This window comes from Selenomonas timonae (assembly GCF_014250475.1).
Lineage (GTDB): Bacteria > Bacillota > Negativicutes > Selenomonadales > Selenomonadaceae > Centipeda > Centipeda timonae.
In genome coordinates this window covers 130,098-142,670 of the sequence record NZ_CP060204.1, presented here as the reverse complement: position 1 = coordinate 142,670, position 12,573 = coordinate 130,098, and the positions used below count along the sequence as shown (strand labels likewise).

Sequence of the window (12,573 nt, the reverse complement as noted above, 5' to 3'; positions counted from 1 at the left end):
ATGCGAGTAGCTAATGTATTGCGCAACAGTATGTACTCCATGATGCTTTATGTTGTACTGGCTGTTCTCGGCATATTGATACGGCAGGCGTTCACACGAAATCTGCCCATTGAGCTCCTTGGCCTTGAGGGGCTGTTTACGAATGTGATATCCTTGCTGTCCATCGCTGAAATGGGCATCAGTACCGTGATCAGCTATGGACTCTATCGGGAAATTGCAAACAAGAACGAAGCCGAAGTCAATATGCTGATGAGTATCTATCGATATATTTATCTCATCATCGGTACAATGGTTGCTCTGATTGGCGTTATCCTGTTTTTCTTTTTGCCGTGGATTGTACGGGATAACAGTATCGCGTGGAGTTATGTTCAACTTGTTTATGTCATCCAGATTTGTACCGTACTTAGCACCTATTTTCTGGCATATCGGCGCACTTTGTTTGCAGCGGATCAGAAGGACTATATCTGCGTTCGTATCGATCTGGTCTGCACATTTGCGGCGAATCTCGTGAAGTTTGCTGCGATTGTTGTCTGGCAGAGCTATACGATGTATGCGCTCTCTGCGCTTGGGTTCAATATCTTGGCGAACTTGATCATCTCGCATCGCCTAGGGAAGGAGTATCCATTTCTCCATACTGTCAAGGTTACAGTACAAGATCTACGGCAGAGAAAATTTTTTGTGGATGTGAAAAATTTTCTAATTCATAAGCTCTCCTATGCCGTTTATTTCGGAACAGATGCGATTGTTATTTCGTCTATTCTTGGACTTAGAACAGCGGGCTTGGTAGCGAACTATGTCCTTCTTTGCGATGGTGTCTATAAACTCTTGTATAAAATGTTGCAGGGAATTATTCCCTCTGTCGCGAATCTTGTCTATACGGACGATAGGGAAAAGAGCTATCGCGTTTACCGCATGTTGGATTTTGCCTACTTCTTGATGGGAGGATATATTGCCTGTATCTATTTCATCGTGCTGCAGCCTTTTGTGGCATTGTTTTTTGGGACGGAATTCCTGCTTGACGACGCCTATGTGATGGCCTTGGCTGTAAATGTTTTTCTTGGTATGCAGTTTGAAAATGCATACAATTTCCGAAGCACACACGGTGTCTTTGAAAATGATCGCGGCTATATGGTTCTGTCTGCTGTGACGAATTTGATTCTATCGGTGATATTGGCTCAGTATCTTGGTGTTGTCGGCGTTATGATCGGTACGATTGCAGGGCTAGGGTTTATCGTATATGGTCGCGTTCAGTTTGTCTTTCGTGTGATCTTTCGACGAAGTATGAAGACTTACTGGTGGAATCATGCATGGTGGAGTATCGTGGTTTTGCTGGAAGTTCTGCTGATTGACCAGATATTAAGTGCTCCTTTTTTCTCATCGACGTATATGGGACTGATGATCAAGTGTTTCTGTGCGGCCGGTTTGATGCTTGGAATGCAAATTCTTGTGTTTCATCGGCGTGAGGAGTTTCGAAGCATGTGTGTGTACGCAGGCGAAGCACGGGCAGTTCTTATGAGTAAAATTCGGGGGAGGAAATCTCAGTGAAAAAAGCGTTGATTACAGGAATTACAGGACAGGATGGCTCGTATCTTACAGAATTGTTGTTGGAAAAGGGATATGAGGTACACGGTATCATTCGCAGACAGAGCAGTCAGAATACGGAGCGGATCGATCATATTTTAGGCGATCCGGTATTTGCTGATCGCGTTTTCCTGCACTATGGCGATATGACGGATTCAAGCAATGCACACCGCTTGATTCAGGAGATCCGGCCGGATGAAGTCTATAATCTTGCGGCGCAGTCCCATGTGGCAGTATCGTTTGAGGTGCCGGAGTATACGGCAGAGGCAACAGGTGTCGGTACGATTCGTCTGCTTGAGGCAGTACGCCAGAGCGGGCTGCCGATACGCTTCTATCAAGCATCGACTTCAGAACTTTTTGGGGGCTTGCCCGAGACGGCGCCTCAGAGCGAGGCAACTCCATTCTATCCGAAGAGTCCTTATGGGGCGGCAAAGCTCTATTCCTTTTGGATTACAAAGAACTACCGCGAGTCCTATGGAATGTTTGCGTGCAACGGAATCCTTTTCAACCATGAGTCACCGCGTCGCGGGGAGACATTTGTGACACGCAAGATTACGCTTGCAGTTGCTCGGATTACGAAGGGCTTGCAGGAGAAACTGACCCTTGGAAATCTTGAGGCGAAGCGCGATTGGGGCTTTGCGGGGGATTACGTAGAGGGGATGTGGCGGATACTTCAGCAGGAGCATCCGGAGGACTATGTACTTGCCACGAATGAGACCCATACTGTGCGTGAGTTTGTGGAGAAAGCTTTTGCTGAGACGGGCGTTTCGATTCGCTGGGAAGGTGAGGGCATCAATGAGAAAGGCTACGATGCCAAAACGGGAAAGCTTCTTGTCGATGTGGCAGAGCAGTTCTATCGTCCGGCAGAGGTCGAGCTTCTTTGGGGAGATTCGACGAAGGCAGAGAGAGAGCTAGGCTGGAAGCGCAAGATTGGATTTGCCGAGTTGGTCAAGATGATGGTCACAGCGGATTTGGCAAAAACGCACGCCTGAAAGGAGGGGGATGAGATTGCCGAGTGTAAGAGATGCGTTCTTTTCTGAAATCTATCGGATGACGGAACAGGGAGAAGATATCGTTATTGTATCTGCGGACTTAGGCGCGCCGAGTTTGGATGAATTTCGGCGTAAATTTCCGCACCGCTTTGTCAATGTTGGCATTGCAGAGCAGAACCTCCTCTCGGTTGCGACCGGTCTTGCGCTGAGTGGGAAGCATGTCATTGCTTTTGGTCTGAATCCTTTCCCTGTGACGCGTGCGTACGACCAGCTGCGCAATTTCTTGGGCGATCTTAGGATTCCGGTTACTGTTGCAGCGCTCAATACAGGGACATGCTCGGCAGAATGTGGATACACACATATGCCGCTCGAAGACTTTGCGATGGTTCGCATGATCCCTTCCATAAAGATGGTAAATCCATCCGATACTTCTATTGCACAAGTGGCAGCGCGTGAGTTGGTGATGTCCTCGTTGCCGACGTATATTCGATTTGATAAATTTTTAACGGAAGCGTATTATCAAGAGAGTGAGGTGGATTTCCAAAAGGGATTTTTTGAGATGCAAGCATCAGAACTATTTGCCGTCATTACGACCGGGAATTTTTCTTCTATGCTGAAAAATAGCATCAACACAATTAAGATTCAGGGCGAACCCCCGAGCCTTTTTGATTGCTATGCGTTCCCTCTGGATACGGATTTGCTAGCGGAACGATTGAAATCGTTTTCATGTATTGTGACACTTGAGGATCAGACGCCTTGTGCGGGGCTTGGTTCACTTATTATGGAAATTCTCTCTAAGCATGGGATCGTAAAGCCGATTCGGTCTTTGGGCATTGAACCGAAGCACTGGGAAGGGCGTATTATGAACCGCAATGAGATCTATGATGAAATGGGATATGATATAAAATCGCTTGAAAAAAGATTGCAAAAAACCTTTGAGGAGATGATGGATAATGGCTGAAGCACGTGAATTTGAATCGTTGTACGCATTGTCCTATCAGATGCGGAAGCGTTTTTTGGAAATCTTTACGCGACTCGGATTCGGTCACGTGACGACCGCTTTTTCGGCAACGGAAATTTTGGTAACACTCTATAAGGAAGTTTTATGTTACCAAGCAGAAAATCCGAACTGGGGAGGTAGGGATCGGTTCGTCCTGAGCAAGGGACATGGTGCGGGTATGCTTTTTCCGATCTTTGAGGAGATTGGCTATCTTTCCCCCGAACAGACCGATGACATGATCCGCATTGGAGGAGACTACGAGTATATTCGCAGCCTGTTTTTGCCCGGCTATGATTTTTATGGCGGTTCTCTCGGGCACGGCTTAGGGATTGCGGCAGGATTGGCACTTGGTGCACGTTTGAACCGAGAGAATTGGTACACATATTGCCTCGTTGGCGATGCGGAGTGTTGTGAAGGCTCTGTTTGGGAGGCGGCTATGTTTGCGGGGCATCAAGGTCTGAGCAACCTTGTTGCCATTGTAGATCGCAATGCACTTGGGTGTTCAGATTTTACTGAGCGCATGCTACGTATGGAACCTTTTGCTGAGAAATGGAGTGCTTGTAATTGGGATGTGCAGAAGGTCGATGGACATACGTATGAAGAGCTTGTTCCTGTGCTGAAAGCGAGTCATTCTCCTCGTAGATCCAGACCGCTTTGCATTATTGCTAATACCATTAAAGGGAAAGGGCTCGAATATCTTTATGACAAGCCCTTAATGCATGGTTATATGCCCAATAAACCAGAGGATGTCGAAAAGGCGTTTCGCGAACTCCAAAAGTATTGATATAGATATGGAGGTTGGCGTGTATTCCATTGATTTAGATGTCAGGAAAATCTATTCGGGGAAAATGCCCGTTCCTTACGAATTAAAAGGAAAGCGGATTTTGCTTCTTGGGGCGACAGGCGTGGTGTTGTCGTATGCGGCGCGGTTTCTGCTGGAGCTAAATCGTTTATATGGATTGAATATTCAAGTTGTTTGTCATGGGCGATCAAAAGATCGTCTTGAGAGCCTGTTTTCAGACTTGCTTCATGAAGAGTGTATTTGTTTTGAAGTTTTTGACTTGGAACAGGGGATTCCTGAACAGCTTAATGTGGATTTTGTCATTCATGGTGCGAGTCCCGCCAATGGCACCGCGTTTGTCAAACAGCCGGTGGAAACGATACTCCCTAATGTTATTGGAACGAAATCTGTTATGGAGTACGCGAAAAAACGGGAGGGGACGTGCGTTCTCTATATGAGCTCTGCGGCGGTTTATGGCGATGTACATATTTTAGGCAAGGCTCTTTTGACGGAACAAGATTATGGTATTGTGAATCCGTTGAATGATCGATCATCGTATGTGGAATCGAAACGATTAGGAGAACAAATGTGTTCAGCCTATGCACGGGAATATGGTGTTAGAACAATTATTGCCCGTATTCCGTATACATACGCCCCAACCTATTTGCTTGCCCATGATACGCGTTTTATTCCAAGGATATTGAACCGTATGTTGCATGAGGAAAATGTATCCATCAATCACGAAGAGGATACGATACAATATACTTACGCGGGTGATGTTGTCTCGGCAATGCTTCTTCTGTTGCTGAAAGGAGTTTCCGGAAACGCATATAATATATGCATTCGAGAGTCATATCCTGTAGAAATATTGCTTCAATATATGTATGAGGCGCTTTCTCCTGCGGGAACTTTTGAAATCCTGCACGCAAACAATTTGAATCCTGATTCGAAGGGGAATGTTACCACGAATCAAAAAATGGATCCTAGTGCGTTGGAAGCTTTGGGGTGGGAATGTCAGTTTTCTCTGCAAGAGGGAGCGAATGCAGTTATCCGAGGAATTAAATCTCTATATAGTACATCTTGATGAACTTCGAAAAAACGGATATGAAATATAATTCTCGGGAGGTAAGCATGGAAAATACGGATAAAATCTACGTTCCAGGGCATACAGGAATGGTTGGTTCTGCCATTGTCCGTTATCTGCAAAAGAGCGGGTATCATAACCTGCTGCTGAGAACGCATCGTGAACTTGATTTGACAGATCAGCAGGCGACAAAGATTTTTTTTGAGCGGGAACGGCCTGACTATGTATTTATCGCTGCGGCGAAGGTCGGTGGAATACAGGCGAACAGTTCTTTTCCCGCTGATTTTCTGTATGTCAACTTGATGATCAATGCGAATATTATTCATGCAGCACATGAAGTCGGTGTCAAAAAGCTTTTGGCTTTGGGGAGTTCCTGCATTTATCCGAAGTTTGCCGAACAGCCGATTCGAGAGGAAGCCCTTTTGGATGGGAAGCCTGAGCCTACAAATGAGGGGTATGCCATTGCGAAGATTTCGGCGCTGGAATTGGTGAAATTCTTCCACCGTCAATACAATGATCCATTTATCAGCTGTATGCCGACGAATATCTATGGTGAGAATGACAACTTTGATTTGCAGGGGTCACATGTTATCCCTGCAATGATTCGCAAGTTCCATACGGCAAAAGCAGAAGGCGCGGACTCTGTTACTCTCTGGGGGACGGGGAGCCCGAAGCGTGAGTTCCTCTATGTAGATGATCTTGCGGATGCTTGCGTTTTCCTTATGGAGAATTACGATGAAGAGGGGCATATCAACATCGGTAGTGGTGAGGAAGTGTCCATGAAGGAGCTGGCCGAGGAGATTGCATCCGTTGTCGGTTTTTATGGAAAGCTGATATATGATACGGAGAAGCCGGATGGAGCACCTCGCCGTCTTGTGGATTCTACCCGTATTCATGAACTTGGATGGCAGCATAAGGTGGCGTTGCGCGAGGGGATTGAGCGCTCGTATCAGTATTTCCTGAATAGCTGCGTAGACTAAGAGATTTCTTTCATGAAGTGGGTGTAATATATGGAGCGGTATCGAGATCCTGTTCATGGTTTTATCTAGGTACGACCACTGGAGAAGAAGATCACTGATTCTGCTCCATTTCAGCGTTTGCGCCATATCAAGCAGCTTGCCATGACAAATCTTGTGTTCCATGGGGCAGAGCATACACGTTTCGGACATTCGCTTGGTGTGATGCACTTTGAATATGCTTGAAAAATATGCATTCCTTATAGGAGATATTTGTAAGGATCATCAGACTGGCAAGAAGAAGCTGCAGAAGCTTATGTATCTGATTGAGCGAAAGGGTGTTCAATTAGACTTAAGATATTCGATTCACTTTTTTTGGTCCGTATAGTGCAAGGTTGGATCATGTTATCCGTATTCTCGAAAATGAGGAGTGGTTGGATATTGATACATCTGGACAGACACATTGGATTATCATGAAAGAATCGGCAAGCACTCAAATTGAAGAGGAAAGTGCACTTGCAGAAGAGGAAAGTGCGCTCGTTGACATGGTGCGCAGAGCTTTTTATGATAGAACTCCGATGGAGCTGGAGGCACTGACAACAATAGATTACGTTGCAAATACGTTACTGTCTGGAAAGGCTGTAAGAGAAGCTGTCATTAAACAGGTGCAGGTGATAAAAGGAAAGAAATTTTCTCGTGAGTATTTAGAAAAAGAGTATGATGTCCTGATTGAGCAAGGGTATCTTTCGGCATAAGAATATTTTAGGAGGAGAGCACGAATATGGAGAAGATCGGTGTAGGATATGCATATGTCAGTGATGCTGAGAAACGCTATGTCAATGAAGCATTGGATGCAGGACGTCTTTCGCAGGGGAAGATGGTTCATAAGTTTGAGAAAGAGTTCGCGCGGCTTCATGATCAGAAATATGGAGTTGCCTGTAATAGTGGAACATCTGCCTTGCATGTTTGCTTGGAGGCAATGAAAGAAGTCTATGGTTGGGAAGATGGCAGCGAAGTTCTCGTCCCGGCGATTACCTTCATTGCGACATCGAATGCTTGCATTCACGCGGGGTTGAAGCCTGTGTTTGTGGATGTGGATCCGATTTCTTATAACATGGATGCTTCTAAAATGGAAGAACGCATCACGGATCGGACGGTCGCAGCGATTCCAGTGCATACATTCGGACAGCCATGTGAGATGGATGCAATCATGGCTGTGGCAGAAAAACACAAGCTACGTATATTAGAGGACTGTGCAGAAGCTCATTTTGCAACATATAAGAACAAGAAGATCGGAAGCTTTGGCGATATGGCTGCGTTCAGTACCTATGTTGCGCATACGATTACCACAGGAATCGGTGGGGTTATCACGACGAATAATCTGGTGTTGACGGAAATTTCCCGCTCGCTTATCGCGCATGGACGTGCCTGTACCTGTGAGACATGCTTGGCGTCTGATCCCAGGCAGGTCTGTAAGCTGCGCATGCAGACGGAAATGGATAAGCGCTTTATGATGGTTCGTATGGGCTACAGCTACCGCATTGGCGAGCTGGAAGGTGCTCTGGGACTCGGTCAGCTGGAAAATCGCGATCTGATTATGAATACGCGCAAGGAAAATGCGCATTATCTTAGCGAGAAACTGAAGGGAACAGAGAAGTATTTACAGCTTCCTGAGTATCCGGATTATGTCGATCATTCGTTTATGATGTATCCGCTTGTTATAAAGAAAGATGCACCTTTTACGCGGGATGAGTTTACACATTTCTTGGAGAAGAATAATATCGAAACACGCCCGATGCTTCCGCTGTTGAACCAGCCCGTGTATAAAAAGTTGTTTGGTGACATCGAAAGCGACTACCCTGTTGCGGAGTGGTTGGATCACTATGGACTCTATGTCGGCTGTCATCATGGACTGAGCAAGGAGCAGCTGGATAAGGTTGTGGCGGCAATTAAAGAGTTCTTGCAGGATAAAGCGTAAAATGAAATACGGGAAGCCTTTGTAAAGGTTTCCCGTATTTCATACGTTATCTCGTCATGAGAATGACGAAAACTGATTGTAACAATGGAGTGGATACCAAGATGCAAATTGTATTACTCTCAGGTGGGGCAGGTAAGCGGCTATGGCCGCTCTCCAATGATCTATATTCTAAGCAATTTCTTCGTCTATTAAAGCGAGAAGATGGAGCACGGGAGTCGATGATTCAGCGTGTTTGCCGTCAGATACAAAATGCTGCCCCTGACGTTCCTATCACGGTTGCAACGGGACGGGAGCAGACTTCGCTGATTCGTCGGCAGCTTGGCAAGGATGTGAATATCTCCATCGAGCCGTGCAGACGGGACACCTTCCCTGCGATAGCCTTAGTTTCTGCATATTTGCATGAGGTGCGTGGTGTCCCTCTCGATGAGGCTGTGGCGATTTGTCCTGCCGACCCCTATGTCGATGAAGGATATTTTCGTGCCGTTGTGCAGTTGCTCGAGGAAGCTGAACGGGAAGGTTCTGCGAATCTTATCTTAATGGGCATCGAGCCGACGTATCCGAGTGAGAAGTATGGCTATATCATGCCTGTTTCGCAGGAAAAACAAAGTAAGGTGCAGGAGTTCAAAGAAAAACCGGATAAGGAAACCGCTGAGAAATACATTGCGCAGGGAGCATTATGGAACAGCGGCGTTTTTGCGTTCAAACTCGGCTATGCACTCGATAAGGCTCGTGAGCTGCTGGACTATACGGACTACGAGGATCTTTTCAATCGCTATGAGGAGTTGACTAAAATCAGCTTTGACTATGCGGTTGTTGAAAAGGAATCCAGTATTGTTGTGCAGCGTTATAGTGGCACTTGGCTCGATATAGGAACGTGGAATACGCTTGCCGAGGTGATGCCGGAGCATACGATCGGTCGCGTTACGATGGACGAAACTTGCAGGAATTCTCATGTTGTGAATACATTGCCGATGCCCATTCTTTGTATGGGTCTGAAGGATGTCGTCGTCGCAGCGAGCCCGGAGGGCATTCTTATTTCGGACAAGGAACGATCCAGTGCGATGAAACCATATGCGGAGCGTTTGCATACACCTGTGATGTATGCAGAAAAATCATGGGGCGAGTTCCGTATCATCGACGCAGAAACTGAGAGTCTCACGATCAAGATAACGCTGAGTCCCGGACACTCACTGACTTACCATCTGCATGAACGACGCGATGAAACGTGGACAGTGATCGAGGGGCGCGGTTGGGTGAAGCTCGACGGCAATGAGTTCGCAGTGGCCGAGGGGCAGACGGTGCGGATTCCGAGAGGTTCTTTCCATACGATCCGGGCTGAGACGCTGCTGAAGGTGATGGAGATTCAGACGGGGGAGGATATTGATGTGGAGGATAAGATTGTGTGGGGAAAGGCATAGTGGGAGGACTTTTCATGAGCATACGGCAGGGGGGAGCTACAAAATTATATTTTTCAAGCTGTGACGAATGCTTTTGATATGCGAAGGTTGAGTTTGGTTACGAAAAATACTTGATACATAGTCGCACTAAATCCTACAATTTGTCTATGCGAAGAAAAGTATATGCGCTAAAAGAACACATGCTTTCTTTAAATGCCTGTATCAAACAGCGAAGAACCACAAAAAATGACGATGCCGTGAAGAGGGATTCAAGGATGAAAATTTCTCGCTGAGAAAACCTTGTGCCTACGGGGATATTTGGAGAAAATTTAAGATTATATGGGAGAATAATAATAATGAGAGTTTATATTAGTGCTGATTATGCTGAAGATAGTGGTGATCGGCAGGTGGTTGATATTCTGAATGCTTGGGGAAAGGATGCTCTACATAAAGTTGAGTTTGTAGATACTGCAAAAGTTAAGTCGGGTAGTGTTTCAAAGAAGTCGGATTGTCGAATTTGTGATTTGAAGGCGGAGTTCAATCGACAAATTAATGTATCTTCGCATGTTATTATTGTGATTGGGGATAGAACGGCTCAACGAATGGCCGGGAGTAAATGCGAGCGCAATAAAAAGTGTCAACGAGATTGTTTCTGCACACCATATAAGCAGAATATCAATGGACTGTGTCAGTGTAAAGTATACGATACATGTCCCGCAGTTGACGATGTTGGATATATTAATAATTATTCTTATCTTCGGCATGAATTTGAGCAAGCTAAGAAAAAGAAAAAGAAGATGATAGTTGTATATAATTCTCTCTATAAAGAAACTTGTTGGTTGCCTGATTATATGAGTGAATATGCACCTCTGGCAGGACCGTTTTGGATAAAAAATGAAGCAGGAACGAAGATTGGTAATTATGGATTTATAAAGAGAGAATTAGGCTATGAATAAATTTGTAAAAATCTTCTTTAATAGGGGAAGTTCTCTTGCATATGCAATAATTACAGCAGTTTTTACTGTCGTGCCAGAAGGAGCATTTTCATCATTTAAGGTTTATGCTGATTGGTCCGATGTCATGAGCGGTATGGTTAATCGACTAATCGTTGGCGCATTTATCTTTTTTCTAGTGAATATTCTATATTGCGTTTATCGTGGAAAGCGGAGAAAGGTTTCCGTGAGAGGACATAATTTTTCTGTTAAAATTGAATACGGAGATATTTTTAATATAACTGGTGGTAAAAAAGTAATCGCATTTGATGAGTGCTTTACGGTTAAAATTGGCGATAGACCTGAAGATGTAAAGGAAAATTCTGTTTGTGGACAGTATTTGAGAAGATCTCCGATGTTGAATATTCAAGAATTGATTGATGCTGCGAAAATAAAACCTACAGAGAGCAAATCAGCATTTAATGGGAAAACAAGATACGGATTAGGAACACTAGTACCTAATGGTGAATTCCTTTTAATGGCATTTACTAAATTGGATGAAAATGGACGAGGCTATTTGACATATGAGGATTATTTAGGTTGCCTTGAGAAACTTTGGGAACAGATAGATATTTATCATGGGACAGATGATGTTTACATCACGATTCTCGGATCTAAAATAACGCGGTTTGATATGGAACTTACTCAGCAACAACTTTTGGATATAATGATTAGTTCTTACAGATTAAGCCCAAAGAAAATGCAAAGTCAATATACGTTACATATTATATGCAAAAAGTGTGAAGGCTTTTCTTTGAATAATATATTTGGTGCAGACTGAAAATAAATTTGATATTGGTAGATTGCAAGAATAAGTTGCACGGTAAAAAAGACTAGCAAATCGAAGCCTTACGACACTCATTCAGGAAACATTCCTGTGCCGTGTGGTAACCGAGTTTCTTGCGAGGCAGGTCTCTGAGCCATTGTTGTATCGCAATGATCTCATTTTCCGTGCAATCCTCCAAACGCTTTCCCTTTGGGATAAAACGTCGTATGATGCGATTCATGTTCTCGATCATCCCTTTGTCACTCGGACAATATGGATGCGCGTAGTAGATGCGAAGATTACAACCTTCCTCAAGTTCTGGAAGCCGCGAAAACTCCGTCCCATGATCCGTTGTAATCGTCTCAAAAAGTTCTTCGAAAGAGCCACCAAACTCTTCTTGGATGGCTCGCAGTGCCTCCATGATCGAACTGCTCTTTTTGTCCTTCACCTTGCGCAAACATGGAAATCGGCTTTTGCGTTCCGCAATGGACAGAAGTGCTTCCTTTCCCCTGCTTCCACCAAGCATGAGGTCGGGTTTGATATTGTCAAGAACAGTTGACAAATTTCTCACAAGGGAACGAACGTTTAAGTGGTTGCGGCAATGGAGGCGATCGCGATGAGTGAGACGGCAATCAACACGGCGTGGGACAGGATCGAAGCATTCATGCGGGACGCGGGACAGAGGCGCAAGTATGAACTGAGAGAAAAGTATGAGCATGACTATGTGAGTGATATGGAAGGTTCGTGGAAGCGGGGGAGATTGGAGGGCGTAGAGCAAGGTATAAAGCAAGGGCTGCAGCGAGGGATCAGGCAGGGACGCCGTGAAGGTCTGGTTGAAGGGCGTGCTGAAGGGCGTGCTGAAGGGCGTCAACTTGGAATTGCGCAGATGGCGATGAACATGGTTCGTGCGGGAACACCGATTGCGACAGTGGCACAGATGGCAGAACTTCCGGAGTCTGTTATTCGACAGATGGCAGAGGAACACGGGATTCGGCTTCCATAGAGACGAGGGGCAGAAAGGCTTCTGTTAAGCGGACGTGAGGTTT

Annotated in this window: 13 protein-coding genes; 12 read left to right on the top strand and 1 reads right to left on the bottom strand. The window is 45.3% G+C overall.

Annotated elements, in window-relative coordinates:
* The 11 genes from H1B31_RS00615 to H1B31_RS00565 all read left to right on the top strand — a co-directional run bounded on the left by H1B31_RS00615 (nt 1) and on the right by H1B31_RS00565 (nt 11,542).
* On the top strand, nt 1-1,545 hold the full coding sequence (locus H1B31_RS00615) for a lipopolysaccharide biosynthesis protein (protein ID WP_185980486.1): 1,545 nt from the start codon (nt 1-3) through the stop codon (nt 1,543-1,545).
* Entirely contained in the window at nt 1,542-2,573 is a 1,032-nt protein-coding gene (gene gmd, locus H1B31_RS00610; protein ID WP_185980485.1) for a GDP-mannose 4,6-dehydratase, read from the top strand. The genes H1B31_RS00615 and gmd overlap by 4 nt, the downstream gene beginning before the upstream one ends.
* A 16-nt stretch (nt 2,574-2,589) precedes the next feature.
* Entirely contained in the window at nt 2,590-3,534 is a 945-nt protein-coding gene (locus tag H1B31_RS00605) for a transketolase family protein (protein ID WP_185980484.1), read from the top strand.
* On the top strand, nt 3,527-4,357 hold the full coding sequence (locus H1B31_RS00600; RefSeq protein ID WP_185980483.1) for a transketolase: 831 nt from the start codon (nt 3,527-3,529) through the stop codon (nt 4,355-4,357). Before H1B31_RS00605 ends, H1B31_RS00600 begins: the two co-directional genes overlap by 8 nt.
* A gap of 19 nt (nt 4,358-4,376) precedes the next feature.
* Entirely contained in the window at nt 4,377-5,438 is a 1,062-nt protein-coding gene (locus H1B31_RS00595; RefSeq protein ID WP_185980482.1) for an NAD-dependent epimerase/dehydratase family protein, read from the top strand.
* Between the two features lie 47 nt (nt 5,439-5,485).
* Nucleotides 5,486-6,418, top strand: coding sequence for a GDP-L-fucose synthase family protein (locus H1B31_RS00590; protein ID WP_185980481.1), 933 nt, complete (start codon nt 5,486-5,488; stop codon nt 6,416-6,418).
* Between the two features lie 410 nt (nt 6,419-6,828).
* Entirely contained in the window at nt 6,829-7,149 is a 321-nt protein-coding gene (locus H1B31_RS00585) for a hypothetical protein (protein WP_185980480.1), read from the top strand.
* A 26-nt stretch (nt 7,150-7,175) separates the two neighbouring features.
* Complete coding sequence (locus H1B31_RS00580; RefSeq protein ID WP_185980479.1) at nt 7,176-8,372, top strand: DegT/DnrJ/EryC1/StrS family aminotransferase; 1,197 nt, start codon at nt 7,176-7,178, stop codon at nt 8,370-8,372.
* A 101-nt stretch (nt 8,373-8,473) separates the two neighbouring features.
* Nucleotides 8,474-9,790: a sugar phosphate nucleotidyltransferase gene (locus tag H1B31_RS00575; RefSeq protein WP_185981185.1), complete on the top strand. Its 1,317-nt coding sequence runs from the start codon at nt 8,474-8,476 to the stop codon at nt 9,788-9,790.
* A 335-nt stretch (nt 9,791-10,125) separates the two neighbouring features.
* Nucleotides 10,126-10,725: a hypothetical protein gene (locus H1B31_RS00570; protein WP_221933446.1), complete on the top strand. Its 600-nt coding sequence runs from the start codon at nt 10,126-10,128 to the stop codon at nt 10,723-10,725.
* Nucleotides 10,718-11,542 (top strand): macro domain-containing protein, encoded by an 825-nt coding sequence (locus H1B31_RS00565; RefSeq protein WP_185980478.1) that lies wholly within the window; start codon nt 10,718-10,720, stop codon nt 11,540-11,542. Before H1B31_RS00570 ends, H1B31_RS00565 begins: the two co-directional genes overlap by 8 nt.
* A gap of 52 nt (nt 11,543-11,594) precedes the next feature.
* On the opposite strand, the gene H1B31_RS00560 is transcribed toward H1B31_RS00565, so the two are convergent.
* A complete protein-coding gene (locus H1B31_RS00560) occupies nt 11,595-12,053 on the bottom strand; it encodes an IS30 family transposase (RefSeq protein WP_226372170.1) in 459 nt (152 codons plus the stop codon).
* 90 nt (nt 12,054-12,143) lie between these two features.
* Here H1B31_RS00560 and H1B31_RS00555 point away from each other — a divergent pair, with 90 nt between their 5' ends.
* The gene (locus tag H1B31_RS00555; protein ID WP_185980476.1) at nt 12,144-12,530 is read left to right on the top strand and encodes an RpnC/YadD family protein; all 387 of its coding nucleotides are present in this window, start codon (nt 12,144-12,146) and stop codon (nt 12,528-12,530) included.
* The last annotated feature ends 43 nt before the right edge of the window (nt 12,531-12,573 follow it).